This window comes from Leifsonia sp. 1010, from assembly GCF_031455295.1.
Classification (GTDB): Bacteria; Actinomycetota; Actinomycetes; order Actinomycetales; family Microbacteriaceae; genus Leifsonia.
Genome location: NZ_JAVDSL010000001.1, coordinates 950,358 through 977,294, shown reverse-complemented (window position 1 = coordinate 977,294; position 26,937 = coordinate 950,358). Strand labels below are relative to the sequence as shown.

At 67.6% G+C, this 26,937-nt stretch carries 30 protein-coding genes; 20 read left to right on the top strand and 10 right to left on the bottom strand.

Annotated features, from left to right (window positions below; all coding sequences use genetic code 11):
- The first annotated feature begins 7 nt into the window (after positions 1–7).
- The 8 genes from rnpA (at position 8) to J2Y42_RS04675 (ending at position 7,524) form a co-directional block, all read left to right on the top strand.
- A complete protein-coding gene (rnpA, locus tag J2Y42_RS04710; protein WP_309855486.1) occupies positions 8–394 on the top strand; it encodes a ribonuclease P protein component in 387 nt (128 codons plus the stop codon).
- Complete coding sequence (gene yidD, locus J2Y42_RS04705) at positions 391–702, top strand: membrane protein insertion efficiency factor YidD (protein ID WP_309855484.1); 312 nt, start codon at positions 391–393, stop codon at positions 700–702. The genes rnpA and yidD overlap by 4 nt, the downstream gene beginning before the upstream one ends.
- Before the next feature lie 9 nt (positions 703–711).
- The gene (yidC, locus tag J2Y42_RS04700) at positions 712–1,677 is read left to right on the top strand and encodes a membrane protein insertase YidC (RefSeq protein ID WP_309855482.1); all 966 of its coding nucleotides are present in this window, start codon (positions 712–714) and stop codon (positions 1,675–1,677) included.
- A 16-nt stretch (positions 1,678–1,693) separates the two neighbouring features.
- Entirely contained in the window at positions 1,694–2,251 is a 558-nt protein-coding gene (locus tag J2Y42_RS04695) for a R3H domain-containing nucleic acid-binding protein (protein ID WP_309855480.1), read from the top strand.
- Positions 2,252–2,319: 68 nt separating this feature from the next.
- Entirely contained in the window at positions 2,320–2,892 is a 573-nt protein-coding gene (gene rsmG, locus J2Y42_RS04690; protein WP_309858022.1) for a 16S rRNA (guanine(527)-N(7))-methyltransferase RsmG, read from the top strand.
- 1,027 nt (positions 2,893–3,919) lie between these two features.
- On the top strand, positions 3,920–4,390 hold the full coding sequence (locus J2Y42_RS04685; protein WP_309855478.1) for a hypothetical protein: 471 nt from the start codon (positions 3,920–3,922) through the stop codon (positions 4,388–4,390).
- 1,176 nt (positions 4,391–5,566) lie between these two features.
- Positions 5,567–6,553, top strand: a complete 987-nt coding sequence (locus J2Y42_RS04680; protein WP_309858019.1) for an AAA family ATPase — start codon at positions 5,567–5,569, stop codon at positions 6,551–6,553.
- Complete coding sequence (locus J2Y42_RS04675) at positions 6,553–7,524, top strand: ParB/RepB/Spo0J family partition protein (protein WP_309855476.1); 972 nt, start codon at positions 6,553–6,555, stop codon at positions 7,522–7,524. Before J2Y42_RS04680 ends, J2Y42_RS04675 begins: the two co-directional genes overlap by 1 nt.
- Positions 7,525–7,564: 40 nt before the next feature.
- On the opposite strand, the gene J2Y42_RS04670 is transcribed toward J2Y42_RS04675, so the two are convergent.
- From J2Y42_RS04670 to J2Y42_RS04645, 6 genes are all read right to left on the bottom strand, one after another.
- The gene (locus tag J2Y42_RS04670; protein ID WP_309855474.1) at positions 7,565–8,521 is read right to left on the bottom strand and encodes a D-alanine--D-alanine ligase; all 957 of its coding nucleotides are present in this window, start codon (positions 8,519–8,521) and stop codon (positions 7,565–7,567) included.
- A 14-nt stretch (positions 8,522–8,535) separates the two neighbouring features.
- Complete coding sequence (locus tag J2Y42_RS04665) at positions 8,536–9,861, bottom strand: PLP-dependent aminotransferase family protein (protein ID WP_309855473.1); 1,326 nt, start codon at positions 9,859–9,861, stop codon at positions 8,536–8,538.
- Positions 9,862–9,996: 135 nt separating this feature from the next.
- Complete coding sequence (trxA, locus tag J2Y42_RS04660) at positions 9,997–10,323, bottom strand: thioredoxin (protein WP_089916071.1); 327 nt, start codon at positions 10,321–10,323, stop codon at positions 9,997–9,999.
- Positions 10,324–10,337: 14 nt separating this feature from the next.
- Positions 10,338–11,324, bottom strand: a complete 987-nt coding sequence (gene trxB, locus J2Y42_RS04655; protein ID WP_018189021.1) for a thioredoxin-disulfide reductase — start codon at positions 11,322–11,324, stop codon at positions 10,338–10,340.
- Between the two features lie 84 nt (positions 11,325–11,408).
- Entirely contained in the window at positions 11,409–13,016 is a 1,608-nt protein-coding gene (murJ, locus tag J2Y42_RS04650) for a lipid II flippase MurJ (protein ID WP_309855470.1), read from the bottom strand.
- Positions 13,009–15,297 carry a DUF6049 family protein gene (locus tag J2Y42_RS04645; protein WP_309855468.1) on the bottom strand — a complete coding sequence of 763 codons (2,289 nt, stop codon included), beginning with the start codon at positions 15,295–15,297 and terminating at the stop codon, positions 13,009–13,011. The genes murJ and J2Y42_RS04645 overlap by 8 nt, the downstream gene beginning before the upstream one ends.
- A 95-nt stretch (positions 15,298–15,392) precedes the next feature.
- On the opposite strand from J2Y42_RS04645, the gene J2Y42_RS04640 reads away from it, so the two are divergent.
- From J2Y42_RS04640 to J2Y42_RS04605, 8 genes are all read left to right on the top strand, one after another.
- Complete coding sequence (locus tag J2Y42_RS04640; RefSeq protein ID WP_309855466.1) at positions 15,393–16,817, top strand: CCA tRNA nucleotidyltransferase; 1,425 nt, start codon at positions 15,393–15,395, stop codon at positions 16,815–16,817.
- 278 nt (positions 16,818–17,095) lie between these two features.
- Positions 17,096–17,467, top strand: coding sequence for a 30S ribosomal protein S6 (rpsF, locus tag J2Y42_RS04635; RefSeq protein ID WP_018189014.1), 372 nt, complete (start codon positions 17,096–17,098; stop codon positions 17,465–17,467).
- 4 nt (positions 17,468–17,471) lie between these two features.
- Positions 17,472–17,984, top strand: a complete 513-nt coding sequence (locus tag J2Y42_RS04630) for a single-stranded DNA-binding protein (RefSeq protein WP_018189013.1) — start codon at positions 17,472–17,474, stop codon at positions 17,982–17,984.
- Between the two features lie 81 nt (positions 17,985–18,065).
- The gene (rpsR, locus tag J2Y42_RS04625) at positions 18,066–18,329 is read left to right on the top strand and encodes a 30S ribosomal protein S18 (RefSeq protein ID WP_018189012.1); all 264 of its coding nucleotides are present in this window, start codon (positions 18,066–18,068) and stop codon (positions 18,327–18,329) included.
- A gap of 11 nt (positions 18,330–18,340) precedes the next feature.
- Complete coding sequence (gene rplI / locus J2Y42_RS04620) at positions 18,341–18,793, top strand: 50S ribosomal protein L9 (protein ID WP_121263114.1); 453 nt, start codon at positions 18,341–18,343, stop codon at positions 18,791–18,793.
- Between the two features lie 461 nt (positions 18,794–19,254).
- Complete coding sequence (gene dnaB / locus J2Y42_RS04615) at positions 19,255–20,628, top strand: replicative DNA helicase (RefSeq protein ID WP_018189010.1); 1,374 nt, start codon at positions 19,255–19,257, stop codon at positions 20,626–20,628.
- A 37-nt stretch (positions 20,629–20,665) separates the two neighbouring features.
- Positions 20,666–21,076 carry an AraC family transcriptional regulator gene (locus J2Y42_RS04610; protein WP_309855458.1) on the top strand — a complete coding sequence of 137 codons (411 nt, stop codon included), beginning with the start codon at positions 20,666–20,668 and terminating at the stop codon, positions 21,074–21,076.
- 91 nt (positions 21,077–21,167) lie between these two features.
- Positions 21,168–21,581 (top strand): VOC family protein, encoded by a 414-nt coding sequence (locus tag J2Y42_RS04605; protein ID WP_309855457.1) that lies wholly within the window; start codon positions 21,168–21,170, stop codon positions 21,579–21,581.
- Positions 21,582–21,601: 20 nt separating this feature from the next.
- Here the strand turns inward: J2Y42_RS04605 and J2Y42_RS04600 are convergent, their stop codons facing one another.
- On the bottom strand, positions 21,602–22,201 hold the full coding sequence (locus tag J2Y42_RS04600; protein WP_309855455.1) for a gamma carbonic anhydrase family protein: 600 nt from the start codon (positions 22,199–22,201) through the stop codon (positions 21,602–21,604).
- Positions 22,202–22,286: 85 nt separating this feature from the next.
- Here J2Y42_RS04600 and J2Y42_RS04595 point away from each other — a divergent pair, with 85 nt between their 5' ends.
- On the top strand, positions 22,287–22,790 hold the full coding sequence (locus J2Y42_RS04595; RefSeq protein WP_309855453.1) for a hypothetical protein: 504 nt from the start codon (positions 22,287–22,289) through the stop codon (positions 22,788–22,790).
- Here the strand turns inward: J2Y42_RS04595 and J2Y42_RS04590 are convergent.
- A complete protein-coding gene (locus J2Y42_RS04590; protein ID WP_309855452.1) occupies positions 22,783–23,493 on the bottom strand; it encodes a Pr6Pr family membrane protein in 711 nt (236 codons plus the stop codon). The two genes, J2Y42_RS04595 and J2Y42_RS04590, sit on opposite strands and share 8 nt — an antisense overlap.
- Before the next feature lie 96 nt (positions 23,494–23,589).
- Here J2Y42_RS04590 and J2Y42_RS04585 point away from each other — a divergent pair, with 96 nt between their 5' ends.
- Both J2Y42_RS04585 and J2Y42_RS04580 read left to right on the top strand, forming a co-directional pair.
- Positions 23,590–24,192: a DUF308 domain-containing protein gene (locus J2Y42_RS04585; protein WP_020076203.1), complete on the top strand. Its 603-nt coding sequence runs from the start codon at positions 23,590–23,592 to the stop codon at positions 24,190–24,192.
- Between the two features lie 26 nt (positions 24,193–24,218).
- Positions 24,219–24,518 (top strand): hypothetical protein, encoded by a 300-nt coding sequence (locus J2Y42_RS04580; protein ID WP_309855449.1) that lies wholly within the window; start codon positions 24,219–24,221, stop codon positions 24,516–24,518.
- 35 nt (positions 24,519–24,553) lie between these two features.
- Here the strand turns inward: J2Y42_RS04580 and purB are convergent, their stop codons facing one another.
- Positions 24,554–25,933 carry an adenylosuccinate lyase gene (gene purB, locus J2Y42_RS04575; RefSeq protein WP_309855446.1) on the bottom strand — a complete coding sequence of 460 codons (1,380 nt, stop codon included), beginning with the start codon at positions 25,931–25,933 and terminating at the stop codon, positions 24,554–24,556.
- 69 nt (positions 25,934–26,002) lie between these two features.
- The gene (locus tag J2Y42_RS04570; protein ID WP_309855444.1) at positions 26,003–26,389 is read right to left on the bottom strand and encodes a phage holin family protein; all 387 of its coding nucleotides are present in this window, start codon (positions 26,387–26,389) and stop codon (positions 26,003–26,005) included.
- A gap of 57 nt (positions 26,390–26,446) precedes the next feature.
- Between J2Y42_RS04570 and J2Y42_RS04565 the strand changes: the two genes are divergently transcribed.
- Positions 26,447–26,935 (top strand): hypothetical protein, encoded by a 489-nt coding sequence (locus tag J2Y42_RS04565; RefSeq protein WP_309855442.1) that lies wholly within the window; start codon positions 26,447–26,449, stop codon positions 26,933–26,935.
- The last annotated feature ends 2 nt before the right edge of the window (positions 26,936–26,937 follow it).

Genomic DNA, 26,937 nt, shown 5'->3' with positions numbered 1-26,937 from the left:
GCTTCCGGTGCTCGCGAAAGCCAATCGCATCACGCGGGGGGCGGACTACCGGGCGACCGTACGACGCGGTGCTCGCTTCACTGGAGCGTCCACCGTCACGTACATCCGCCCGAATCCCGACTCCAGTGTGGTGCGATTCGGCTTTATCGTGAGCAAGACGGTCGGTAACGCGGTCATGCGGAACCGGGTCCGGCGCCGGCTCAAGGCCGCCGCCTACGATCTGCTTCCGCTCTACTCTCCGGGTCTGGGCGATAGTGCCGGGCTGGACGTGGTCGTGCGCGCATTGCCAGCCTCTGTTCAAGCACCGTGGGCTAGCCTGCACGAAGAGCTCTCACGGGCATCGTCCCGTTTCACCAGCCGCAGTCATCTCAGTAAGGGCAGCGTCCGTTCATGAACACCGCGCTCGCAGCAGTGCTCCTCGCGCCGCGCAATGCCGCGGTGCTGGTGCTGCGTGCGTATCGTGCCGTGATCTCACCGCTCTACGGCGATGTCTGCCGGTACTACCCGTCGTGCTCGGCCTATGCATTGCAGGCCATCCAGCAGCACGGCGTGATCGTGGGTTCGTTCCTCGGCATCCGGCGCATCGCCCGGTGCCATCCGTGGGCGGCCGGCGGGGTCGACGACGTCCCCCCGGCGAAGAGGCCGCGGTATCGGGTGACCCCGTTCGGATTCGTCGTCGCCACCAGCCAGGGAAAGGCCTAGCAAGAAGTCATGCCTGACATCATCGGACTCATCCTCTGGCCCATTAAATGGGTCGTCGAGCTGATCCTCGTCGCCTTCCATTGGCTGTTCACGCAGATGGGTCTCGACCCGGCCGCGGGTCTGACCTGGGTCCTGGCCATCGTCGGCCTGACCGTGGTCGTGCGTGCGGCGCTGATCCCGATCTTCGTGCGCCAGATCAAGAACCAGCGGCGAATGCTGGAGATCGCGCCGCAGCTGAAGAAGATCCAGGACAAGTACAAGGGCAAGAAGGATCAGTTCTCTCGCGAGGCGATGTCGCGCGAGACGATGGAGCTCTACAAGAAGACCGGCACCAACCCGCTGAGTTCGTGCCTGCCTCTGCTTCTGCAGATGCCTGTCTTCTTCTCGCTCTTCCAGGTGCTCAACGGCGCGCAGAGCGGTCACGCCGGTGTCGGCCCGCTGAACGAGGAGCTTGCGCAGCAGTTCGGAAATGCGACGCTCTTCGGCGTCGCACCGCTGCACCAGAGCTTCCAGGGTGCGATGAACGCGCACCCCCCGCAGGTCGCCGTCATGATCATCGCGGCCGTTATGGTTATTCTGATGACCGGGTCTCAGTTCCTCACGCAGCTGCAGATCGTCTCGAAGAACATGTCGCCGGAGACCAAGGCGAGCCCGCAGTTCAAGCAGCAGCGCATCCTGCTCTACCTGCTGCCCTTCGTCTTCCTCTTCTCCGGTTTCGCGTTCCCGCTCGGCGTCATGTTCTACTGGCTGACCTCGAACCTGTGGACCATGGGTCAGCAGTTCCTCGTCATCCGTAACATGCCGACCCCCGGGTCGGACGCGGCCAAGGCTCGGGAGGCGCGCCTCGCGAAGAAGGGCAAGCTGGTCCAGCCGGATGGCGCGACGGTGCTGACCGTCGAGGAGCAGCCCAAGAAGCAGGTTCAGCGCGTTCAGCCGGTGAGCAAGGCTCGCGCGAAGAAGCAGGCCGGAAAGTAGTTAGGATCTTCAACCGATGACCGACGTGCAGACCTCCTCCCCCGATCCCGCCGACCTCACCGAGGTGGTGGCGGACGACGCTCCCGTCTCGACCGAGACGTCCGAGCCGACTGCTGCCGATCTTGACCGCGAGGGTGACATCGCGGCCGACTACATCGAGGAGCTGCTCGACATCGCTGACATCGACGGCGACATCGACATCGACACCCGCAACGGCCGTGCGTACATCTCGGTCAACACCGACGACGAGTCGTCGAACCTCTCGCTCCTGGCCAATGCAGACACTGTCGCCGCGCTGCAGGAGCTTACGCGACTGGCGGTGCAGAACCAGACCGGCGGTTACTCTCGCCTCATCCTGGACATCGCCGGCTCGCGCGACGCACGCCAGGCCGAGCTGGCTCGACTCGTCGACCGCGCGATCGAGCGCCTCGACGAGGGAGCGGCCGAGGCGGCGCTTCCGCCCATGTCGTCTTACGAGCGGAAGCTCGTGCATGACGTCGTGTCGGAGCGCGGCTACGTGTCGACGTCGCGAGGCGAAGGCCGCGACCGTTACACGGTCATCACCGCCGCTTAGTTTCACGTGAAACTGTGACCGACGTCGAGCACGAACCCGAGGCGGCGGCCGTCCTCTTCGGCGACCGTATGGACCTCGCCCGCGAGTTCACGCGGAACCTGGCGCAGCAGGGTGAGGAACGCGGTCTCATCGGACCTTTGGAACTCCCCCGCCTGTGGTCACGCCACATCCTGAACTGCGCGATCGTCGCTCCGCTGCTTCGACCAGGACGAGTCGGGGATGTCGGAAGCGGCGCCGGGCTTCCGGGACTGGTGCTCGCCATTGCCCGACCCGACGTGTCGTTCGTCTTGATCGAGCCGATGGAGCGACGTGTTGCGTGGCTGAATGAGCAGGTTGCTGAGCTCGGTCTCGACAATGTGGTGGTCCTCCGGGCGCGCGCCGAAGACGCCCGGTTCGATGATCCTCTCGACCAGGTGACGGCCCGTGCCGTCAGCGCGTTCCGCAAGCTTCTTCCGCTGACCGCTCCCCTGCTCCGCGATGGTGGCGAACTCGTCCTGATGAAGGGCGCTGCCGCGTCGGCCGAAGTCGAAGCCGCAACCAAGGAGACTCGGAAGTACAGGGTGACCGATATCGAGGTCCTGACCCTCGGTGAGGGTGTCCTGACGGAGGTCACGCGCGTTATCCGCGCTCGCGTGCGCTGATTGGGACCGCTCGGCGGCATAGCGGGCGCGCTTACGATCGCTCTCTGACACGCGGATCACGTGCTTCCGTTGCGTCAGAGCGGTTCTAAGGCTATGTTCCACGCGGCTCCGGACTCGGTTTCGCGTCCGCGAAGCACGTTTTGCGGTGGCAACAGTGACAGAGCATGCTCGAACGTCGTTGGCTTCTCTAGTTCGCGGTTCGCTGGTCGCCAGATTGATTGCTTCTCTTCGGGCGCGTGGCGTGATCGAGTGGCGCGAATTCTAGCGACGCCAAACGTCGACGACCGGGACTGCTGTCGCTTCGGGTGGGCGCGCCGACCGATGCGGGACTCGGGAAGCGAGTCAGCTCCCGGCGCGCGCATCACGCGTGCCCTGGTGGTTGAGACGCCGCGACGCACTTGTAGTAGCTCAGCCTCTATTGGTTCTGAACGGTCGCGGCGGCCTGTTGCACGGGCAAGAGGCTACGGTTGGCCGGCGCTGAGCCTGCGGCGACGACCGAGCGTGCTCCATTGCTCGGCGCCACTGGGCCGCTCGATCCCCGCGGCGATAGCGGGCCCTCGGTCGAGTCCGGGTAACGTTTCACGTGAAACGCCACTGCTAGGTCAGCAGGTTGGGCGGCCACGCTCACGTTCATTGGGCTGGACGACGGGCCGCTCGGTCGCTTAGCGCCATGCGGACTCGGCGCAGCCGACGTACCCAAAGGCGCCTTCGCCGCAGACTTTCCCATGAGAGATCAGGAACCGAGGATTCGGGTCGCTGGCTGTTTCTCTGGATCCCAGCTGGACGCAGAGAGAGGCTCGCCGCCGCGGCGGCGCGAGGCCCAGCTTTGCCCTCCCCGACCGGGCGCCGATGAGCCGAGTCCTTCCATTGAAGTGACTCCCCTGAATCGCAGCCTCCGGACTAGTAGATCATCTGCGCTTGCACAATAGTCGCCCGCAGGCGCCGTTGCCGTGCTCTTCAGTCTGGCGGTCGGTAGGCGCCACGTGGACCGTTCGGATTCGGTGCTCACCGCGCGCCGACCCTCACCGTGGCGGGGCTGCGCGCGCCGACCCTCACCGTGGCGGGGCTGCGCGGGCCGACGCTTGCCGTGGCTGGGCTGCGGGGGCCGGTGCTTGCCGTGGCGGGGCTGCGCGGGCGGGGGCATGCCGTGGCTGGATTGCGGGGGCCGGTGCTTGCCGTGGCGGGGCTGCGCGGGCGGGTGCATGCCGTGGCTGGGCTGCGCGGGCGGGTGCTTGCCGTGGCGGGGCTGCGCGGGTCGGTGCTTGCCGCAGCGGGGCTGCGCGGGCCGACCCTGACCGCAGTGGGATTGCGCGGGCCGACCCTGACCGCAGTGGGATTGCGCGGGCCGACCCTGACCGCAGTGGGATTGCGCGGGCCGACCCTGACCGCAGTGGGACTGCACGAGCCGGCGCTCCTCGCAACGGAACTGCGCGGCTCATCGCAGCGAAATTGCGCGAGCGGACGCTTGCCGCAGCAGAATTGCGCGAGCCGACCCTGACCGCAGCGAACTGCGCGAGCCGACGCTCGCCACAGCGGGACGGCGCGCGGCTGTCGCGCCCTTTGTGGGCGCGATGTTGTTTCACGTGAAACAGCGCGGTTGCGCCGCTTGACGTGCGTGAAGCGGAGCGTCACCAAAGGTGCGAGCGCTTGGAGTCCGGCAGACCGTCTGATTCGCGCCGCTCTGCTCTCCACTATGGGGTGCGCGCTCGACTCCCCTTTGCTCCTCCCCCGATCGACCTTCTGTGCACCCCCTTCATCTTTCGGCAGGGGGAGCGCAGGAACGGGCCCGGGTAAGGCGACGGAGGCCGCGGCATGTACGCAGGCATCCCCTGGCGTCTCAACAGCAGGCATTCGGAATGCGATGCGGCCAGAAAGAATTGCGGCGGGATTCCCCTGAGACGCGCGCCCTGGGACGCGGTCGATCAATCCGCTTAGCAAGTCGGGGCCACTGCTCGCAGAAGCTAGACGGGCGCGACTCAGGCGGGCAATGGGCTTGTCCGGTGCGAGTGGAAGACCGGTCGGACCTCGGGCGTCGTGGCGGGCGGGTCAGACTCGACGAGCGCTACCCACCACCCCTTGGGCACGATCTGGCCAGTACCGCGTCGACCCCCGGTAGGCAAGGAGTGCGATTGGCGGGATCCGCTACTAGTCCCGCGTGAACCACTCGACGTTAACGGGCGAAAGCACTGCGTGTCCACCCGGATGGGCTGAACCGGGTCCCGCCGACTTCCCCGGTAGGCTACCGCTGCGACGCCCGGTGGCCAACCTGGCTACCGTGGTACCCGCTGCCACAGGGGAACTCGCGTGACCCAAGCAGTCGCCTATCCTCGCTCCGTGCAGGATCCTGGGGTTCGACGCGCTACGCGACTGGCACTGGTCACCTACGTGCGTTTCACGTGAAACGTGGGTTGGGCGGCGCAGAGGCTCGCTTGGCTGGAGATGTTCGGCTGAGGCACCGACGGTTACAGGCACACGTCCGACCGGAGGTACGCGAGGCAGAAACCGACGTTTCACGTGAAACGACACCACTTCGTCCCCACCGATGCGCGCGAACGGAACGACACTTCTCCACAGGTTGCGCGCCGCGCCGAAAGCGTCAGACATCCGAGTTAGAGTGGTTCACGGGTGCGCTGCTGGTGTGCCGACGACCAGCCGGAAGCCGGTGCCACGCATCATGGAGCGACGCGAGTTTCACGTGAAACAACCCCATCAAGACGAGCACGATCAGGACGAGCACGGCGGAGTAGGTGAGATCGACAGCGTGACGGATGCCGAAACGACAGACGACAGCTTTGATGTAGGCACTCCCCTGGCGGAGGAGATTCAGGACCTGGCCCGCCGCCGGCAGGTGATCGCATCCACGACGCTGCCCCTTCCGTCGCAGACGCGCATTTTTACCATCTCCAACCAGAAGGGTGGGGTCGGGAAGACTACGACAGTGGTCAACCTGAGCGCGGCGCTCGCCAAGTCGGGCGCACGGGTGCTGGTGATCGACCTCGACCCGCAGGGCAACGCATCGACGGCCCTCAGCGTCGAACACCGCGAAGGTACGCCGAGCGTGTACGACGTGGTCGTCAACGACCGGGAGCTTGAAGAGGTGATTCAGAAGAGCCCGGAGTTCGATGGCCTCTTCGTCGTCCCGGCAACCATCGATCTTGCCGGCGCCGAGATCGAGCTCGTCTCCATGGTGGCGCGCGAGCAGCGGCTGTCACGCGCCCTCAACCGCTTCCTCGACGAGTACGACATCGACTACGTGCTCATCGACTGCCCGCCGTCACTCGGTCTGCTCACCATCAACGCGTTCGTGGCCGCGAGCGAGGTTCTCATCCCCATCCAGTGCGAGTATTACGCGCTCGAAGGCCTCAGCCAGCTGCTGAAGAACATCCAGCTGATCGAGCGTCACCTGAATCCCAAGCTGCAGGTGTCCACGATCCTGCTGACGATGTACGACTCCCGCACCAACCTCGCTCACCAGGTGGCCGCGGACGTTCGCGAGCACTTCCCCAACGAGGTGCTCGACACGATCATCCCGCGCTCCGTCCGCATCTCCGAAGCTCCGAGCTACGGCCAGAGCGTGATCAGCTACGACACCAACTCCAGCGGTTCCCTCTCCTACATGGAGGCGGCCGCCGAGATCGCACGAAGAGGAGTACCCCGCTAATGGCAGCGAAGCGCACCGGATTGGGCCGAGGAATCGGCGCCCTCATCCCGACCAGCGACCAGTCCGCTCGTCCCGTCGACGTGTTCTTCCCGGACAACAACGCCGGAGGCGCAGCAGCGCGCTCCTCGGTCGCGGTCGCTGAGCGCGAGGATGACCTCGTCGCCGTTCCTGGAGCCCGCCTCGCGAGCATCTCCCCCGCCGACATCGTCCCGAACCGTGTCCAGCCGCGCACCGAGTTCGACCGAGACGCCCTCGACGAGTTGATCGCCAGCATCCGCGAGGTCGGGGTGCTTCAGCCGGTGGTCGTGCGCCCGCTCCCCGACGAGCCGGGCCGCTACGAACTGATCATGGGTGAGCGTCGCCTGCGTGCCACCAAGGAGCTCGGGCTCGACACCATCCCCGCAGTGATCAAGGACACTGCGGACGAGGACATGCTCCGGGATGCGCTGCTGGAGAACCTCCACCGCAGCCAGCTGAACCCCCTGGAAGAGGCGTCCGCCTACCAGCAGCTCCTGGCCGACTTCGGCATCACCCAGGAGGAGCTGGCGACCAGGATTGGTCGCTCGCGCCCGCAGATCACCAACACCATCCGTCTTCTCAAACTGCCGGCATCGGTGCAGGCGCGTGTCGCCGCCGGCGTGCTCAGCGCTGGGCACGCCCGCGCGATCCTGTCACTCGGTGACGACCAGGAGGCGATGATCCGCCTTGCCGACAAGATCGTCAACGAGGACCTCTCCGTGCGGGCTGCCGAGGCGGCCGCCAGCAAGACCCCGAAGCCTCCGCGCACCAAGGCGACGGCAGGTCGCCACCGGGGTCATCTGGATGAAATTGCTGGTCAGCTGGGAGATCGGCTGAACACTCGGGTGAAGATCTCCCTGGGTGCGCGCAAGGGCCAGATCGTCGTGGACTTTGCCACCATCCAAGACCTCAACCGGATCCTCGACGAGATCGGGCAGCCCAGCTACAGCTGACAGGCCCGAGGACTCGGTCCGGAAACGGCGCGGCGCGGGATCAGGCGTCGGCGATCGCCGCGGCAGCCAACGCCGCGTACACCTCGGCCGGCTCACGCCCGGAGGCGCTGATCGCCTGCGGCATGATGGACGTCTCCGTCAGTCCCGGCAAGACGTTCGCCTCGAGGAACCAAGGCGTTCCAGCGCTGTCGACAATCAGGTCGATCCGCGAGAGATGCCGCAGGCCCAGCGCATTGTGGGCGGTGCGCGCCGCTTCGGCCACGGCCTCCAGCACCTTCTCGTCCAGCCGTGCGGGCACGTAGAACCGGGTCTCCCCCGCGTTGTACCGCGCGTCGAAGGTGTACACACCATCGACGGGTTCGATCTCCACCGCGGGAAGGGCCTCCGGGCCATCGCCGGTGTCCACCACGGCGACCGAGACCTCCACGCCCTCGACTTTGCGTTCAATCAGGGCGACATCCGAATACGTGTAGGCGTCGACCATGGCGCGCGGCAACTCCTCGGCCGACGTCACAATGGTGACGCCCTGCGCGGACCCGCCCTGGGCGGGCTTCACGACGACCGGGAGGTCCAGTCCCGAGAGCACGGTGGTCAGTACGCTCCCCGCCCCGAGCTCGCGGAAGGTCTCCTGCGGAAGGGTGACCGACTCCGGTGTGGCGACTCCGGCACGGGCGACGATCGTCTTCGCGGTCGGCTTCGACCAGGCGAGACGGGAGGCGTCGGCCCGCGACCCCACAAAGGGCACGCCGGTGATCTCCAGCAGGCCGCGCAGCGCCCCGTCCTCCCCACTCGCGCCGTGCAGCGCCGGCCACACGACGTCGGGCGCGGACTCCTCCAGGAAGGCGAGCAGTGAGGCGTCCGGGTCGCGGAAGGTCACCGTGTGGCCGAGCGCGTTCAATCCGTCCGCCACGCGGCGTCCTGTGCGCAAGGACACGTCGCGTTCGTGCGAGATCCCACCGGCGAGGACCACAACATTCAGTGCAGCTTTTTCAGCCATGATCAGGTCTTTCTCTAGCGCAGATCGGTCGGTGGGTTGGCGCTCGTTCGGCTTCGGCGCTGAGAGGCTTCGAGAGGTCCCGTGCCGGCGAAGGTGTCGAGCAGGTCCTGCTCTCCGCCGATCACGTTCGCGAGCCGGCGCACGCCGACCCGGATGTTCTCCGGTGTCGGGTAGCAGAAGGACAGGCGGATGTTCTGGGCGCCCGATCCATCGGCGTAGAAAGCCGTGCCCGGTGTGTAGGCCACCAGCTCGGTCACGGCGCGAGGGAGCATGGCCTTCGAGTCGAGGTGCGGCGGCAGGGTGAGCCAGACGTAGAACCCGCCGTTCGGGTCGGTCCAGCTCAGCTCGGGCAGGTGTTCGTTCAGTGCGGAGATCATCGCCTCCTTGCGCTCCCGGTAGACGCCGCGGAAGGTGTCGATCTGCGCCTTCCAATCCGCGTCCTGCAGGTACTCCGAGATCACGAGCTGACTGAACGAGCTGGGGCTCAGTACGGCCGCCTCGTTGGCGAGGATGAGCTTCTCGCGGATGGCGTGCGGCGCGAGCGCCCATCCCACCCGGAATCCGGGAGCCAGTGTCTTGGAGAACGTCCCCAGGTAGACGACGCCGTCCTTCTCGACCGAGCGCATCGCCGCGGGCGGCTTCTCGTCGAAGTAGAGCAGACCGTACGGGTTGTCCTCCAGCACCAGGATGTCGTTCTCTCGCGCGATCGCGAGGATCTCCAGGCGACGTTCCCACGTGAGGGTGACGCCGGCGGGGTTATGGAAGGTCGGCACGGTGTACAGGAACTTCACGCGTCGTCCGGCCGCCTTCAGCCGGGCGATGTGCTCGCGCAGCGCCTCGGGGATGAGGCCGTGCGCGTCCATCGGAACATGGTCGACCTCGGCCTGGTACGACTTGAAGATGACCATCGCGGTCACATAGCTCGGGCCCTCGGCGAGCACGACGTCGCCCGGGTCGATGAAGAGCTTGCTGAACAGCTCCAGAGCATGCTGCGAGCCGGTGGTCACGACGACGTCGTCGGCGCTGCCGCTGATGCCCTCGAGCGCCATGACCTCGAGGATCTGCTCGCGCAGCGCGGGAACGCCCTGACCGGAGCCGTACTGCAGGGCGACCGCTCCCCGCTCGCGCATGACGCGATCCATCGCGCCGACCACCAGGTCTTGCGGGAGGGCTGAGACGAACGGCATGCCGCCGGCCAGCGAGACCACCTCGGGGCGGCTGGCGACGGCGAACAGGGCTCGGACCTCACTGGCGGCGAGGCCGCTCGTACGCTGTGCGTAGTGGTGATACCACGGGTCCAGATTGTTGCCCCGCTGCTGCGGAGTGCCCTGTTCGATCACGTGTGAGTTCCGTTTCTCTGCCGTTGAGCCATGCTATGGGGGCGACGCACTGCGGAGAAAATCGTGCGTCGCCGGGTACGAAAAAGACCCGCCCGGCGGGTGAGCGCCGGACGGGTCTGAAGAGGACGGGTCGCGCTACGCGAGGTAGGCGGCCAGGTCGGCCTCGAGGGCGGGCTTCGGCTTGGCGCCGATGACGGTCTTGACGACCTCGCCACCCTGGTAGACCTTCATCGCGGGGATGGAGGTGATCTGGTACTTCGCAGCGGTCTGCGGGTTCTCGTCGACGTTGAGCTTGACGATCTCGATCTTGTCGGCGTGCTCGGAGGCGATCTGGTCGAGGATCGGGCCGACGGCGCGACACGGACCGCACCACTCAGCCCAGAAGTCCACCAGAATGGTCTTCTCGCTGTTGAGGACGTCCTGCTCGAAGCTGGCGTCCGTAACCGAACGTGCTGCTGACATTTTCTTGTATCTCCTTATGCGGTGGTCGTGAGTTCGAGGTCACCCGACGCGCCATCCGCTGCGCTGTCGAGCAAGTTCTGGGGAAGCGTCGTCAGGTAGTGCTCCGCGTCCAGCGCGGCGACCGTACCGGACGCGGCGGCGGTGACCGCCTGGCGGTAGGTCGGGTCGATCACGTCACCCGCGGCGAACACGCCGGGCAGGTTCGTCTTCGAGCTCCGGCCGTCGACCGCGATCGTCCCCTCGGGGGTCAGGTCTAGCTGACCGTGCACCAGGTGGACGCGCGGGTCGTTGCCGATCGCGATGAACAGACCGTGCAGCTGAAGCTCGCTCTCCTCGCCCGTGACCAGGTTGCGGAGGGTGATGTTCTGGACCTGCTCGTCGCCACCGATCGCCACGACCTCGGAGTTCCAGATGAACTCGATCTTGTCGTTGGCGAACGCGCGATCCTGCATGATCTTGGAGGCGCGCAGCGAGTCGCGGCGGTGGATGACGTACACCTTGTCGGCGAAGCGTGTGAGGAAGGTGGCCTCCTCCATCGCCGAGTCGCCGCCGCCGACGACCGCGATGGTGCGCTGGCGGAAGAAGAACCCGTCGCAGGTGGCGCACCAGGAGACGCCGTGGCCGGAGAGGCGCTCCTCGTCCTCCAGGCCCAGCTTCCGGTACGCGGACCCCGTCGCGAAGATCACGGCGAGAGCCTCGTGCACGGCGCCCGATCCGAGCGTGACGCGCTTGACCTCACCGGTCAGGTCGACGGAGACGACGTCGTCGAGGACGATCTCGGTGCCGAACTTCTCGGCCTGCGCCTGCATCTTGAACATGAGGTCCGGGCCCATGACGGCCTCCGGGAACCCCGGGAAGTTCTCGACCTCCGTGGTGTTCATCAGCTCACCCCCGGCCTCGACCGAGGAGGCGATCAGCAGCGGCTTCAGATTGGCGCGGGCCGCATAAATGGCCGCGGTGTAACCGGCAGGGCCGGAACCGATGATGATGATCTGCCGCACGGCGGAACTCCTTGACCTGATCGCGACACCTTCGTCTGGAGGCGTCGACCTGTAGAACACATCCTAGGCGGATGCTATTCCGTGTCACCTGGGCGTGCGTGAACGCCTTCCGGCGCGGCCCAGAAGGGGCGCGAGACCGGCCTCCAGGTCGGGCGACCGCAGCATCCCGAGGAACCCGACGTAGACGACGAGCATGACCACGCCGACGATCGCCGTGGCGACCACCGCAGCGATCGGGCCGCTCACGGGGAACGCCCCCTTCTCTACACCGCCGAGGATGATCAGGAAGCCCGCGCCGGCGGCCATGGCGGCAAGGGCGGCGACGAGGAAGCGCCAGAGCGAGCTCAGGATGCGCGCCCCATCCACTCCCCCGGTCCGGCGGCGCAGCAGCGCGAAGGCCAGGACCGCCTGCACGAAGCTGGCGATCGAGACCACGAGGGCGACGGCAGCGGCCCGGTTCGGGGCGGGAACCAGGAAGCACAGCAGCACGCCGGCGAGGATGACGGCGACCTGGGCCAGCGTGAAGAAGAACGGGGTGCGCGTGTCTCCCAGCGAGTAGAAGGCGCGCTGAGCCATGAAGACGAGCGAGAAGGGCACCAGACCGACCAGGTACGCGATGAGGACCAGCCCCATCGCCTGATAGTCGCCGGTGAACACGCGAGCGATCGGGTACGCCGTGACGATGAGGGCCGCGGACGAGAAGACGATGAGGAACATGATCGACCGTGCCGCCGACGAGAAGTCCTGACGGAAGTCGGCGGTTGCGCCCCGGTGAGCGTGCTCGGCCATGCGCGTGTAGAAGGCGGTCACGATGGAGACGGCGATGATGCCGTGCGGGAGCATGAAGATCAGCCACGCGTTCTGCATGACGAAGGGACCGGCGTTGGCCTCTCCCGCCGAGTTGGAGACGTTCGTCTCGACCAGACCCGCGATCTGGGTGGCGATGAGCATGGCGAACGTCCAGCCCGCGGCCTTGCCCGCCGTCCCGAGGTTCACCCCGCGCCAGCCGAAGTCGAAACGGAAGCGGAGCCCGACCCGCCGCCAGAAGACGAACAGGATGAGCGCCTGCACCGCCACGCCCAGGGTGGCACCGCCGGCGAGCAGGGCGATCATCCAGAACGACCAGCCGCTGTCGTGCTTGCCCGAGGCGGCGGTGCCGAAGGCGAGGATGAAGGCCGCGAGCAGCACGATGGCGATCACGTTGTTGACGACCGGCGCCCAGGTGAACGGCCCGAAGGACTTGCGCGCGTTCAGCACCTCGCCGAGCAGTGTGTAGAGGCCGAGGAAGAAGATCTGCGGCAGCGACCAGTAGGCGAATGCGGTGGCGAGGTCCTTCTGGGCCGCGGGGATGCCGAAGAGGGACACCAGGACCGGTGCGAGGAACGTGGCGACCACCGCTACCGCGGCGAAGACGACCATCCCGAGAGTGACGAGCTTGTTGATGTACGCGCGGCCGCCGTCCGCGTTGACGGAGGCGCGGACGATCTGCGGGACGAGGACGGCGTTGAGGATGCCCTGCGCGATGATCGCGTACACGCTGTTGGGGACGATCGTCGCCGTGCCGTAGGCGTTCGCGGCGAAACTGATGGCGCCGATCGCCTGCACCAGCAGCCACGCCTTCGCGAACCCGAGAAGGCGCGACACCAGGGTGCCGGAGGCGAGGAGCGCGCTGGCGCGGCCGACGCTAGCCACCGGGCCGCTCCTCCGGGGGCGATGCCGCAGTGGAACCCTCTGACGGGGTTACGTCCTCGGCGCCCCCGTCGCCCTGCGCCTCGGCTTGCCCGTCTTCGGCCGCCTCTGCGGCATCCTCCGCGCGCTTCGACCGTCGTCGCAGGATGTTCCGGACGATCCCGAAGCCGAACAGCAGCACCAGCAGGATGCCGAAGATCAGCGCGCCGATGCCCTCCCAGTCGGCATGCACATCCACCGTCACCGAGGTGGGGTCGCCGATGGGCACGCCGGTCGGGCTGTACAGATGCAGCGACAGCACGACCTGGCCGTTGCCCACCTTCGCCTTGACGGGGATGAGGACGGTGGCTCGCGAGTCCTTGACGATGCGCTTCGTGGTCGACTGGTCGACCTCGAGCCGGCCGTTCGACGGCGCGGCGGTCAGCACGATCGTCACGGCTTCGTCTGTGAGGCCGTTGCTCACCGTGAAGGGAATGGACCCCTGGGCGCTCACGAGGTTGACGTTCTCCGTCGGCAGGATGCGGATGGAGTGCAGCGTCTTGTCCGTCGTCGCCCGCTCCTTCGCGACGGCGGCGTTCCAGTCCGTTCGCGGGTTCAGCCACGAGACGGCGAGCAGTGCGAGCAGATCCGAACGGGTACGGCCGGTCAGTGTCGTCGGGTCGTCGAGCACCGTGGCGAACTGGCCCAGCGCGACCTCGTCCTGGATGAGCGCGCGGACGCCGGTGATGCGGTCGGCGCTCTCCGGAGTGTCGACGAGGTCGAAGCCGGTTGTCTGCGGCGCGCCGGCGATGGCCGGGAAGGAGGCCGGGGCGGACCACGGGGAGGAGAAGAGTGCGTTGAGCGTTCGCTCGAACTGTGTTCCGCTCGACGGCCAGGAGCGGTCGAGCGCCACGAGGAGTCGGCGCGCGTCGCCGGACTCCTGCGCGATGAGTTCGAGCTGCGCGTTCACCTTCGACATGGCCGAGTTCCACGCGACGTCGCTGGGGGCGGAGATCGCCTGGCGCAGTGCGTCGCTCAGCGGCTGATCGGAGGCCAGGATGCGGGTGTCGCCCGAGCTCAGGGTGGCGTTGGGGGTCGTGCTCAGGTCGGTGGCGTTGGTGTTGCTGCCCGAGACGATGGTGGTCTTCAGCCCGGCTGCCGCGAGCGGCGCGAGGTCGGCACGACGGACCGTCTTGTCGCCCGGCCAGGCGATGCCGGTGAGGGTGTAGTCCCAGGCCAGCAACTCATCCATCGTCGGCAGGACGGGGCCCGGGCTGGTCGTCGGTGTCGGGGTGGGCGTCGACGTCGAGGTCTTCGGTGTCGGGGTGGGCGTCGCCGTCGCAGGCTCCCCCACGGGAGTGGGTGCGGGAGTGAAGTTCTTGGGGTCGATCGCGTACGAGAGAGAGGTCGGCTGCAGCGGCGTCGGGAGGCCGGCCTGAATCTGCCCGGCGAGGTCCGCATCCCCGTAACCCAGTGAGAAGGTTTCGTTCGGCAGGTCGGCCAGCCGCTCCAGCCAGTCGAGCGCACTCGCCGGGGCTGCGTTGCCGAGGGCACGGATCGAGGCGATGATCATCGGATCGATGCCGACCGTGACGGTGGTGTGCCCGGCGAGGCCGTCGAGTTCGCGGGTCAGGATGCCGTTGGGCGCCGTGTAGGTCGCGAGGTCGTCTGCCGCGATGATCCCGTTCGTGCCCGACGGTGTGACGATCGGCAGAGCGACGTTGACGCTGGCCTGTTTTGCGGATCCCCCCGGATACCAGACGGCGGAGCCGCGCGCGGTGGCGTCCGAGGACCCGGCATGAACCGAGGCGCCGATCCCGAACACGGCCGACGACGTGCGACCGGCGAACGGGAGCGAGGCCGCGGGCGCGCTCACGCGTACCACCGTGCTCGACCCCGGCTCGAGCGTATTCAGCTGCGCCTTGCCGAGGTCGACCGCACCCGAGACGGGCTCGGTGGACGCCAGCCAGGACGCCAGCGTCTTCCGGTCGTTCTGCGCCACCGGATCGACCCAGAGCGAGACGGTGCCCGACTGGAAAGCGGTGTCGGTCGGGTTGGAGACCGTGACCGAAACGCCCAGGTCTTTGCCGGGCGTCAGGACTCCTGCGTCATCAGCGGTGATGGATGCGGTCAGCTCCGTCCCGGCCGCGGCTTTTGGAGCCGGCGTGGCCGCTTCCGCGGCACTCGAGGAATGCGCGACGCCCGCGAGAACGGCGAGTGCACCGACGGCCACGGCTGCCGCCGTCATGCGCAGCAGGGCGTGAAGCGACGCACCCCTCCGGAGGGTGGGGGAGGTTGCCGTCATGCGTCGACGCGCGATCCCGACTCGGCCTCCATGTGGTCGATTGTAGAGGCCGCCTGCTGAGAGGCCGGCGAGGAGGGCCGTTAAACTGGGGCACCATGCAGAGCGTCGCCGAATCCCTCGAACGCCTCGGCGACCTCGCACGCACGCCGTCGGTCGCCCGCCTCGCCGACGCCTTCGAGGCCGCGGGGCACGAGCTCGCACTCGTCGGCGGCCCGGTGCGCGACGCCCTGATCGGCCGGCCGGTGCACGATCTCGACTTCACCACAGACGCCCGGCCCGACGACATCGTTCGGGCGGTCGGGCCGATCGCCGACGCGATCTGGGACGTCGGGCGCAAGTACGGCACGATCGGCGCGCGCCTCGGCGACGACACCGTCGAGATCACTACCTACCGGAGCGACAGTTACGACGGCACCACGCGCAAGCCGGAGGTCGAGTTCGGCGACACCCTCGAGGGTGACCTGCTGCGCCGCGACTTCACCGTCAACGCGCTCGCGCTCCGGCTGCCCGAGGTTCGCCTGGTGGATCCGTCGGGCGGCGTCGAGGATCTCATCGCCGGCGTGATCACCACGCCGAGCAGCCCCCAGATCTCGTTCGGCGACGACCCGCTGCGGATGATGCGAGCCGCCCGCTTCACCGCCCAGCTGGGCTTCACGGTCGACGAGGCCACTCGGGAGGCCATGTCGTCGATGGCCGAGCGGATCGAGATCGTCAGCGCCGAGCGCGTCCGCGACGAGCTGAGCAAGCTGCTGATGGCGGACGAGCCGCGACGGGGTCTCGAACTGCTCGTGGAGACCGGTCTGGCAGACGAGGTGATCCCCGAGATCCCCGCGCTCCGGCTCGAGGCCGACGAGCACCACCACCACAAGGACGTCTACCAGCACAGCCTCACGGTGCTCGACCAGGCGATCGGATACGAGAAGGAGCGGCATCCCGGCGAGGCGCCGGATCTCGTGCTGCGCTTGGCCGCGATCCTCCACGACATCGGCAAGCCGGCGACCCGCCGCTTCGAGCCCGGCGGGGCGGTCAGCTTCTATCACCATGACGTGGTGGGCGCGAAGCTGGCGAAGAAGCGGCTCACCGCTCTGCGGTTCGACAAGTCGACCATCGACTCCGTCGCCCGGCTGATCGAGCTGCACCTGCGGTTCTTCGGCTACGCCGATGCTCACTGGACCGACTCGGCGGTACGCCGCTATGTCCGTGACGCCGGCCCGGAGCTCGAGCGCCTGCACATGCTCACGAGGGCCGACGTGACGACCCGCAACCGGCGTAAGGCCGACCGCCTGGGCTTCGCCTACGACGATCTCGAGACCCGCATCCGCGAGCTCCGCGAGCAGGAGGAGATGGATGCGGTGCGCCCGGATCTGAACGGAGAGCAGGTGATGAGCATCCTCGGCATCCGTCCCGGCAAGGAGGTGGGGCAGGCGATGCGATTCCTGCTCGAGCTCCGCCTCGACGAGGGGCCGCTGGGCGAAGAGGAGGCCACGCGGCGTCTCCTCACGTGGTGGGAGAACCGCTGACCCGTCCGATCGGCTCGTGAGGACGGCCGCTCGGCGCCGATGTCGTCCACAGGTCGGGGCATCACCCGACTGTCCACAGATTCGGATTTCCGGGCTTGTGGATGCGTCACTCCGGCGAGGGTGGATGCATGACCGAGATCACCGCCGGCTGGCGCCCAGCATCCGCATCCGTTACGCTAGGGAAGTTGCCCGGGCAGAGTCCTGCCCTGGGCACGTCTATGACACCCTCCTGCTGCAGAACGTCTGCAGCCGCTGAGACCAGAGGAGGTGGGTTAGTCATGCATCAGTACGAGTTGATGGTCATCCTCGATCCCGAGATCGATGAGCGCACCGTGGCTCCGAGCCTTGACAAGTTCCTCAACGTCGTCCGGAACGACGGTGGAACGATCGACAACGTCGACATCTGGGGACGTCGTCGCCTGGCTTACGAGATCAACAAGAAGTCCGAGGGCATCTACGCCGTCGTCCAGCTCACCGCTGAGGGCGACACGACCAAGGAGCTCGACCGCCAGCTGAAGCTCAGCGAGGCCGTCATGCGCACCAAGGTCCTCCGCGCCGAGGAAGCGATCGCTCAGGTCGCCGCCGCTCAGAAGCGTGCCGACGAGAAGGCCGCCCGCAAGGCTGCCACCTCCGAGAAGGCCGGCGCCTAGTCCCATGGCCGGCGAGACCGTCATCACCGTGGTGGGAAACCTCACCGCCGATCCCGAGCTGCGTTACACGCAGAACGGGCTGGCTGTCGCCAACTTCACCATCGCGTCCACTCCCCGCACGTTCGACCGTCAGGCGAACGAGTGGAAGGACGGTGAGGCTCTGTTCCTCCGCGCCAGCGTCTGGCGCGAGTTCGCGGAGCACGTCGCCGGTTCGCTGACCAAGGGGTCGCGCGTCATCGCGCAGGGCCGCCTCAAGCAGCGCTCCTACGAGACGAAGGAAGGCGAGAAGCGCACCAGCATCGAGCTCGAGATCGACGAGATCGGCCCGTCGCTGCGCTACGCCACCGCTCAGATCACCCGCACGCAGTCGTCCGGAGGCGGACGAGGCCCGGGTGGCTTCGGCGGCGGTTCGCCTGCTGTCGAGGAGCCGTGGGCCGCATCGGCTCCGGCGGATCCCTCCGCCGGTGCGGATGTCTGGAACACTCCGGGCTCCTACAACGACGAGACCCCCTTCTAACGAGACTCGCTCCTCCGCAGAGGGGCATACATCATCAGCCCGCCGGCCGGAGGCCGGGTCGGGCGGAAAGCAAAGGAAACCATGGCTGGAAAGTCGAGCGGCGACCGCCGCAAGCCGATCCGCAAGGGCAAGGACGGCAAGAACGCCGCTCCCGCGAAGTCCGTTCGCGTGGGCGTCATCGATTACAAGGACGTCGCCACCCTGCGTAAGTTCATCTCGGAGCGTGGAAAGATCCGCGCCCGTCGCATCACCGGTGTCTCCGTCCAGGAGCAGCGTCTCATCGCCCGCGCGGTCAAGAACGCGCGCGAGATGGCGCTCCTCCCCTACGCCGGCTCTGGCCGCTAAGGAGCAACGACATGTCGAAGGTTATTCTCACGCACGAGGTCACCGGCCTCGGCTCGGCCGGTGACGTCGTCGACGTCAAGAACGGCTACGCCCGTAACTACCTCGTCCCGCAGGGCTTCGCGATCGCGTGGTCGCGTGGTGGCGAGAAGCAGGTCGAGCAGATCAAGGCGGCCCGCGCCGCTCGCGAGCTGCACACCGTCGAGCAGGCTCAGGACCTCAAGGCCAAGCTCGAGGCGACCCGCGTCAAGCTGACCGTCAAGGCGGGCCGCGAGGGCCGTCTGTTCGGTTCGGTCAAGACCGGCGATGTCGCGGACGCCGTCAAGGCGGCCGGCATCGGCGAGCTCGACAAGCGGAAGATCGAGCTCCCGAACCCCATCAAGGTCGTCGGCGACCACGAGGCGACCGTGCGTCTGCACGACGACCTCTCGGCCGTCATCAGCCTGCAGGTGGTCGCTGCCAAGTAGGCGCGACGAGGCAGAAGTGTAGCGGCGGGCGAAGGCCCGCCGCTACCTCTCGTTAAGGGTGTTTTCCCCCGTTCTGTGCACAGGGCGTGACGCTTCCCGGGCAAGCTTGAACACAGGGTTCAAGGAAGTTTTTACACACAGCCTGGGGAAAGTAAAACCGCTGTTCAGCGCCGGTTTCAGCGCCGAAGATTCTTTCTTGTCCACAGGTTTCCACACACCTTCTACACACGCTCTACGGCGTTTCGCCCACATTCTCCCCAGTTTTATCCACAGGCTGAGTTGTCAGCGCAGACAGGGGTTCGTAGGGTTGATCGACGTCGACGGACGGCGGCCGCGAGGAGCGGCGATGTCGGAGGTCGTCCCGACAATCGACCCGGGGGAACTCGTCCACGCGAAAGCGTCGAACGACCCCGCGGCGTCTTCGTCGTGCCCCGAGGCAACGGACCAGCAGAGGAGTGAACGTGTCGATCGCCCATATCGGTCTCGCCGACGGTCGTGACCCGGGCGACGCCCGCTCACCGGAGCGCACTCCCCCGCACGACCTCCTTGCCGAGCAGAGCGCCCTCGGTGGAATGCTCCTCAGCAAGGACGCCGTCGCCGACGTGGTCGAGGTGATCCGCGGCACCGACTTCTACATCCCCAAGCACGAGATCATCTACGACGCGATCCTGTCGCTGTACTCGCACGGCGAGCCGACCGACGTCATCACCGTCACAGACGAGCTGACAAAGATCGGCGAGCTCTCCCGCGCCGGCGGCGCCGAGTACCTCCACACGCTGACCAGCCTCGTCCCGACAGCAGCCAACGCGGGCTACTACGCCAACATTGTCGGCGAGAAGGCGCTGCTCCGCCGGCTCGTCGAGGCCGGCACCCGCATCACGCAGATGGGCTACAAGGCCGAGGGCGAGGTTCTGGACCTCGTCAACAACGCCCAGGCCGAGATCTACTCCGTCACGGGCACTCAGGAGACCGAGGACTACGTCCCGCTGACCGAGGCCGTCACCGTCGCGATCGACGAGATCGAGGCGGCGAAGCACAAGGACGGCTCGATGACCGGCGTGCCCACCGGCTTCGCCGAGCTGGACGAGCTGACCAACGGGCTCCACCCGGGTCAGATGGTCATCGTGGCCGCCCGACCCGCGCTCGGTAAGTCGACGCTGGCGCTCGACTTCGCCCGCGCGGCGGCGATCAAGCACGACATGCCCACCATCTTCTTCTCCCTGGAGATGGGGCGCAGCGAGATCGCGATGCGCCTCCTCTCCGCGGAGGCGACTGTTCCGCTCCAGAACATGCGCAAGGGTACCGTCGACAACCGCGACTGGACGACGATCGCATCCACCCGCGGCCGCATCAACGATGCTCCCCTCTACATCGACGACAGCCCCAACATGACCCTCGTCGAGATCCGCGCGAAATGCCGCCGGCTCAAGCAGCGCGTCGGACTCAAGATGGTGATCATCGACTACCTGCAGCTCATGACCAGCGGTAAGCGCGTCGAGAGCCGCCAGCAGGAGGTCAGCGAGTTCTCGCGTGCCCTCAAGCTCCTCGCCAAGGAGCTCCAGGTTCCAGTCATCGCACTGTCGCAGCTGAACCGTGGTCCCGAGCAGCGCGCGGACAAACTCCCCGCACTGAGCGACCTCCGTGAGTCCGGCTCGATCGAGCAGGACGCCGACGTCGTCATCCTGCTTCACCGCGAGTCCGCCTACGAGAAGGACAACCCGCGCGCCGGCGAGGCCGACCTGATCGTCGCCAAGCACCGTAACGGCCCCACCCGCACGGTCACGGTGGCGTTCCAGGGCATGTACTCCCGTTTCACGGACATGGCCCCGATCTGATCCTCACGCCACCGGTCCGAGCTCCTAACCTGGAGACGTGAGCCGCGAAGTCGAGGAGCGCAATCGGCGCCTGCTGAGAGCCCGGGACGCCATGGACCGGTCGTACGCCGAGCCGCTCGATGTGCGTGCCGTCGCGGCGGTCGCCCACATCTCGCCGACGCATTTCAGCCGCTCCTTCCGTGCCGTGTTCGGCGAGTCGCCCCACCGGTACCTGCAGCGGCGGAGAGTCGAACGGTCGATGTTCCTGTTGCGTGAGACCGAACGGCCGGTAAGCGAGATCTGTCTCGACGTCGGTTTCAGCAGCCCGGGGACTTTCAGCAGAACGTTCGTGGCGATTGTCGGGGAGACACCGGGCGCGTACCGGAAACAGCACCAGCCCGCGACCACGCCGCATTGCGTTCAGCGCGCCGTACTCCGGCCTGTCGGCGCGCCCGCTCAAATCGCGTAAGTGAGCACGTTCGGATAAGGCCGAGGCGGCCGCCGCTTCCTAGGATCAGAACAACGATCGGATCGAGCAGGCGAAGGGGCCGGAGAAGAAGATGATCACCGCGCTGAATGTCGCGTCCATCTTCGTCCTGGACAAGGACGAGGCGCTGGACTTCTACGTCGGCAAGCTCGGGTTGGAGAAAGGGAACGACGTCCAGCAGGGCACCTACCGCTGGCTCACCGTGCGCGTCCCCGGAGGCGAGACCGAGATCTCCCTCGAGGAGCCGGGGCCGCCCGTGCACGACCAGGCGACAGGGGACCAGATCCGCGAGCTGATCACCAAAGGCGCCCTCGGTGGGGGGCTCGTCTTCGTCGCGGATGACGTGCGCGCCCTGTACGCGACCCTGCGCGAGCGAGGTGTCACCGACTTCACCCAGGAGCCGACCGAGCACTTCTACGGCACCGACATGGGCGTCCGCGATCCCTTCGGCAACGCGGTCCGCATCCTCCAGCAAGGTAATGGCTGAGCGCTTTCGGGCGCGTCCCGTCAGCTGCCGTCGATCACCACGTCGTCGGCATGAGAGCCATAGAACTCCGACTGCCGCCTCATGAGCTCGCGCATCGACACGTCCGGGCCGGTGCCGTAGACGGTCCCGGCGAAGTCCAGTTCCCGCTGAATGGCCCAGATCTCGTCATGCCGTTCCGGCGGCAGGATGGATGCGGGCGACCCGACCGCGATCCATCCGATCGGGACCACGGCACCGGGCTCCAGCGTGGTGTTCACCTGGACGACCCCGTTGATGCGCACCTCCGCGCCCGTTCCGACGCGGCAGCCGGGGAAGAGCGAGGCGCCGGTCGCGATGAAGGCCTCATCGCCCACGGTGCTGCCGTTCACGTGAGCGTGCGGCCCGACCATGACCGCGGCGCCGACCCGGGCGGGGTGCCCCGACCTCCCGCGGATGACGGCGTGCTCCATGACGACGGTGTCCTCGCCGACGGTCACCTCGCCGTCCTCCGCACTGAGCACGGCCCCGTGGAGGATGCGAGCGCCGGCGCCGACCCGGACGTCGCCGACGAGGACGGCGGACGGTGCGACATAGGCGGTCGCGTGGATCGACGGTTCGATGCCGCGGTGTCGGATGAGCATGGGCCCATGATGGCCGATCCCCGCCTCGGCGGGGATCATCCTCGGGGAGGACGCGCGAACCCGTCCGAAGGCGTTCAATGGACGCATGATCGGCATCCTCCTCCCGGTGCTGCAAGGCGCAGGCAGTGTGGCGCTCGCGTTCGTGGCGTTCGCCCTGGCGTTCAGCTGGCCCTCTCTCCTGGCGCCGCTCCTCAGGCTGCGGACCGAGCGGGCTCGTCTCGCCGGGTTCGCCGGTCTGGGCCTGGTGCTCGTGCTGGCCGCATCCCTGATCTATGCGACGCCGGGCGTGCTGCTGCGTGATCCGCTGGGGCTGCTGCTCGCGTTCCCGGTTTCTGCGCTGTGGCTCATCGGTGCTGTCGCTCTGGTCGTCCGTGGGCTCATCCTGGACGGCGCTGCCCGCGCCATCTCGGTCGCGCTCGCCGTTGTGGCGGGATGCGGGGCACTAGCCGGCATCGTCTCGGCCGTCCTCGTCCAGCACGGGATGCCCGACACGGTGACGCCGACGGGCGCGTTCCTCCTCGCGGTCGGGGCGCTCGCCGCTGTCGTCTTCTGGTCCCGCGCGGAAGAGCCGGAACCGCAGCTCAGCTGACTCCGGCTGCCGCAGCCGCCGCGTCGGGCAGGGGCCGACCGCCCCGCCAGCGCCGCGAGATCCACACGACCCCGTAGCCCGCGGCGAGGATCACGACGGCGATCAGCACCACGTAGAACGCGACGGAAAGGTAGCCGTTCGGGCTCGTCTGCGGGTTCAGGAACGGGTACGGATACCACGGCGACTTCCCCGTCACCGGGTCGGCGGCGAACGGAGCGCGGATCAGCGTGTACACCGCCCAGAAGATCGGGAAGACGGCGATCCCCCACACGGAGCGCAGGCGCAGCGGTGTGCGACCCGGTGCGAACAGCCAGTCGATCAGGAGATACGCGGGCGCGATGACGTGCAGCACCTCGTTCGACCAGCCGACCGTCGTCCCCTGCGCGAGCGAGATGTTGCGCAGCAGCAGGTTGTAGACCACCCCGGTGGTCACCAGATAGGTGACGGATGCGGCGCGCAGCCCGGTGAACCATCCCGGGTCGTCGCCCCTCCGCACGATCAGCAGAACCGCGCCGATTCCGAGCACAACGACGCCCAGCACGTTCGAGTCGATGGTGAAGAAGCTGAAGAAGTTCGCAACCAGCCCGGCGACGTTCCCGCCCCGATCGCCGATGGACCGGACGCTGGTGGTGAACTGGGCGATGATCGCCGCAAGGGTGAGAAGGAAGAACACCGCGCGCAGTACCGCGAAACCGATCCGCATGCCGCGATCGTAGCGAGCGAGCGGCCGTCGGTGGGCGAACGCGCAGGAACCCGCCGACTAGAATGGTTGGCGAATCCCGTATGAAAGAGGGCCTACGTGGCTACCGCCGTCCCTGCCCAGCATTCCGACATCCACGCGCACAGCCGGTACTGGGTCGTCCCCGCCGTCCGTGCCGTCGTCGCGTTGGCCGCCGCAGCGGTCATCACGTTCACCCGGGATGCGCACACGGCGATGTTCGGCCTCATCGTGTTCGGGGTCTTCGCGATCGTCGACGGGCTCGCCACCGGCGTGCTGAGCGCACTGCTCGCCGGCCGCCGCATCACCCGCGTGCTCTTCGCAGTGCAGGGAGCGATCGGCGTGATCGCCGGCGTGCTCGCCCTGGTGCTGTCGCACTCCGGGCTCGGCCTCTTCCTTTACCTGGTGACGGTGTGGGCGGCGCTCACCGGCATCCTCGAGCTCTACAACGGTGTCCGCGAACGCGGCCGTGACGCCGCCGCCCGCGACTGGCTCATCACCGGCGCCCTGACCGCCGTGCTGGCCCTCGTCCTGCTGTTCGTGCCCGCCGACGCGGTGCTCGCGATCGGCCTGTTCGGGGCCTGGGCCGTCATCGTCGGCGTCTTCCAGGGCATCGGCGCGGCGACGTTGCGGAGCGCGGCGCACGAGCGGACCCCGTCGCGCGGAGCGGAGAGTGGATCGTGAGCCGGCGCAGCAAGAAGGATCCCCGAGTGAACCAGAGCCTGCAGCCGACGCGCCGCGACCGCTTCCTGCCCGTCGAACTGCTCGGCATCTCCGCCGCGCTCGCCGTCTTCGTCGGCCTGATCGTGCTGATCGCGACGCGGGAGTTCGTGCTCGCCGGGGTCGGCTTCGGCGTCACCTTCATCATCAGCGTCGTCCTGCTCGCCCTGTTCGCGCTCGCCTTCAAGCCGACCGAGGCCGAGGTGGAGGACATCCACGAACAGGATGCGGAGGCGCGCGCCAAGGCGCAGGCCCGCGCCGAGGGCGAAGACCGGCCCCGCGGCCACTGACCGCTCCCCGCACGTGCTGGCGGGGTCGCCGCGCCCTACAGGTAGTCGACCAGCTCCGATGCGAGACCGATGTAGCCGGCCGGAGTGAGCGCCAGCAGCCGGTTCTTCGCGGCCTGGCCGATCTCCAGCCCGTTCACGAACTCGGTCAGCGCCGCGTGGTCGACCCGCTTGCCGCGCGTCAGCTCCTTCAGCAGCGCGTACGGGTCGGTGATCGTCGAACGGCCGGCGGTGACCTCGGCCCGGATGACCGTCTGGATCGCCTCGGCGAGCACCTCCCAGTTGGCGTCGAGGTCGTCGGCGAGAGCCTGGCGGTCGATGGCGATCTGGCCGAGTCCGCGCTCGATGTTGTCGAGAGCGAGCAGCGAGTGACCGAGCCCGACGCCGATGTTCCGCTGCGTGGTCGAGTCGGTCAGGTCGCGCTGCAGGCGGCTGGTGACCAGCGTCGCGGCGAGCGAGTCGAGCACCGCGCTGGAGAGCTCGAGGTTGGCCTCGGCGTTCTCGAAGCGGATCGGGTTCACCTTGTGCGGCATCGTCGATGAGCCGGTGGCGCCCGGCTCGGGGACCTGCCGGAAGTAGCCGAGCGAGATGTACGTCCAGATGTCCGTGCACAGGTTGTGCAGGATGCGGTTGGCGTGCGAGATGCGCGAGTACAGCTCTGCCTGCCAGTCGTGCGACTCGATCTGCGTGGTCAGCGGGTTCCAGTCGAGGCCGAGGCTCTCGACGAACTCGCGCGAGATGCGCGGCCAGTCGGCGTCCGGGTCGGCCACGAGGTGCGCGGCGAAGGTGCCGGTCGCTCCGCTGAACTTGCCCAGGTGCACGCCGCCCTCGACCTGCTCGCGCACGCGCTCGAGGCGGTGAACGAAGACGGCGAGCTCTTTGCCCATCGTCGTCGGGGTCGCCGGCTGCCCGTGCGTACGGGCGAGCATCGCGTCGTCGCGGTACTGCCTCGCCTGCGCGCGGAGCTCCGCGATGACCGCCCGGAACTTCGGCAGCCACGACTCGCGCACCGCGGCGCTCACCGTCAGGGCGTACGAGAGGTTGTTGATGTCCTCGCTGGTCGCCGCGAAGTGCGTGAGCTCGGCGATGTGGTCGAGTCCGAGCGCGTGCAGCCGCTCGCGCACCAGGTACTCGACCGCCTTCACGTCGTGCTTGGTCGTCGCCTCCAGCTCGGCGAGCCGGTCGATCTCCGCCTGCCCGAACTCGTCGGCGAGCGCCCGGAGCATGGCCTTCTGCTCACCGGTCAGCGGGGAGGAGCCGAACATCCGGTGCTCGGTCAGGTAGATCAACCACTCGACCTCGACCTGGACGCGTGCACGGTTCAGACCGGCCTCCGACAGGTGGTCGCCGAGGCCGATCACGGCGGACCGGTAGCGGCCGTCGAGGGGGCTGAGCGGCTGGGGAGGCAGGGCGGACATGGTGCTCCTCGCGGGATCAGGCGGCGGGTACCCGACCATTCTCCCGCACGCGCGCTGCGCCCGCGGACGTCAGTCTCGGCGGACAGGCCGGATGAGCAGCCCGAGCAGCCAGGCGATGATGCCCAGTACGAGCGCGCCGAGGACGCCCCACCAGAAGCCGTCGATGTGCAGTCCGAAGCCCATCGCGTCGCTGATCCACGACACGATGAACAGCAGGAACGCGTTGACGAGCAGCGAGATCAGCCCGAGCGTGAGGATGTACAGCGGGAACGCGACCACCCGGATGACCGTGCCGACGATCGCGTTCACCACGCCGAAGATCAGCGCGATGAGCAGGTAGGTCAGCACCGTGGCGGTGGTGTCCGGAGCGTACGGGTGCACGGTCACACCGCTGACGATCAGCGTCGTGAGCCAGAGGGCGAGGGCGTTGACGATCAGTCTGAGCAGGAATCGCATGGCTTCATCCTTCCAGTGAGCGGGGTCGGGGTACAGGGGTGGCGCTAGAGTCGGCGCGTGGCGAGAGCGGATGGGCTGATCGAACCGGAGCCGTTGCGGGCCGTCCCGGCGAAGAAGGTGTACCCGCCACTGCAGTGGTGGCCGCTCCGCGTGATGAACCCGTGGCACAAACTCGCGGTGCTCGTCGTGCAGAACGCGGCGATTCGTCTCGTCAGCCTCGGCCTCGGTCTGGTGCTTCCGGCCATGGTGAACTCGGTGGTCACCCAGACCCTCGTGGTTGTCACTGTCATTGCGACGGCGCGCTCGTTCCGCGGCTTCGGAGAGCCCGTCGCCGCGCCCAGGGCATGGTGGAGGCTGTCGGCACGCCCGCTGATCGGCTGGTGGCTGGCGGCGATGTACCTCCTCGGCGCTTCCACCCCGCTCTTCGACCCCCGCCTCCGTGACGCGGGCTGGGCGATCGTGTTCGTGGAGACCGCCTTCTTGGGCCTCGCTTTCCTCAACTCGTCGATTCGCCTCACAGCCCGGCGGCGTCATCCACAGATCTAGGG

Bases quoted from the DNA above. Each gene is read 5' to 3' on its own strand.
- yidD (WP_309855484.1), top strand. From the start codon at position 391: ATGAACACCGCGCTCGCAGCAGTGCTCCTCGCGCCGCGCAATGCCGCG.
- yidC (WP_309855482.1), top strand. From the start codon at position 712: ATGCCTGACATCATCGGACTCATCCTCTGGCCCATTAAATGGGTCGTC.
- J2Y42_RS04695 (WP_309855480.1), top strand. From the start codon at position 1,694: ATGACCGACGTGCAGACCTCCTCCCCCGATCCCGCCGACCTCACCGAG.
- rsmG (WP_309858022.1), top strand. From the start codon at position 2,320: ATGGACCTCGCCCGCGAGTTCACGCGGAACCTGGCGCAGCAGGGTGAG.
- J2Y42_RS04680 (WP_309858019.1), top strand. From the start codon at position 5,567: ATGGAGCGACGCGAGTTTCACGTGAAACAACCCCATCAAGACGAGCAC.
- J2Y42_RS04675 (WP_309855476.1), top strand. From the start codon at position 6,553: ATGGCAGCGAAGCGCACCGGATTGGGCCGAGGAATCGGCGCCCTCATC.
- J2Y42_RS04670 (WP_309855474.1), bottom strand. From the start codon at position 8,521: ATGGCTGAAAAAGCTGCACTGAATGTTGTGGTCCTCGCCGGTGGGATC.
- trxA (WP_089916071.1), bottom strand. From the start codon at position 10,323: ATGTCAGCAGCACGTTCGGTTACGGACGCCAGCTTCGAGCAGGACGTC.
- J2Y42_RS04645 (WP_309855468.1), bottom strand. From the start codon at position 15,297: ATGACGGCAACCTCCCCCACCCTCCGGAGGGGTGCGTCGCTTCACGCC.
- J2Y42_RS04640 (WP_309855466.1), top strand. From the start codon at position 15,393: ATGCAGAGCGTCGCCGAATCCCTCGAACGCCTCGGCGACCTCGCACGC.
- rpsF (WP_018189014.1), top strand. From the start codon at position 17,096: ATGCATCAGTACGAGTTGATGGTCATCCTCGATCCCGAGATCGATGAG.
- J2Y42_RS04630 (WP_018189013.1), top strand. From the start codon at position 17,472: ATGGCCGGCGAGACCGTCATCACCGTGGTGGGAAACCTCACCGCCGAT.
- rpsR (WP_018189012.1), top strand. From the start codon at position 18,066: ATGGCTGGAAAGTCGAGCGGCGACCGCCGCAAGCCGATCCGCAAGGGC.
- rplI (WP_121263114.1), top strand. From the start codon at position 18,341: ATGTCGAAGGTTATTCTCACGCACGAGGTCACCGGCCTCGGCTCGGCC.
- J2Y42_RS04605 (WP_309855457.1), top strand. From the start codon at position 21,168: ATGATCACCGCGCTGAATGTCGCGTCCATCTTCGTCCTGGACAAGGAC.
- J2Y42_RS04600 (WP_309855455.1), bottom strand. From the start codon at position 22,201: ATGCTCATCCGACACCGCGGCATCGAACCGTCGATCCACGCGACCGCC.
- J2Y42_RS04595 (WP_309855453.1), top strand. From the start codon at position 22,287: ATGATCGGCATCCTCCTCCCGGTGCTGCAAGGCGCAGGCAGTGTGGCG.
- J2Y42_RS04590 (WP_309855452.1), bottom strand. From the start codon at position 23,493: ATGCGGATCGGTTTCGCGGTACTGCGCGCGGTGTTCTTCCTTCTCACC.
- purB (WP_309855446.1), bottom strand. From the start codon at position 25,933: ATGTCCGCCCTGCCTCCCCAGCCGCTCAGCCCCCTCGACGGCCGCTAC.
- J2Y42_RS04570 (WP_309855444.1), bottom strand. From the start codon at position 26,389: ATGCGATTCCTGCTCAGACTGATCGTCAACGCCCTCGCCCTCTGGCTC.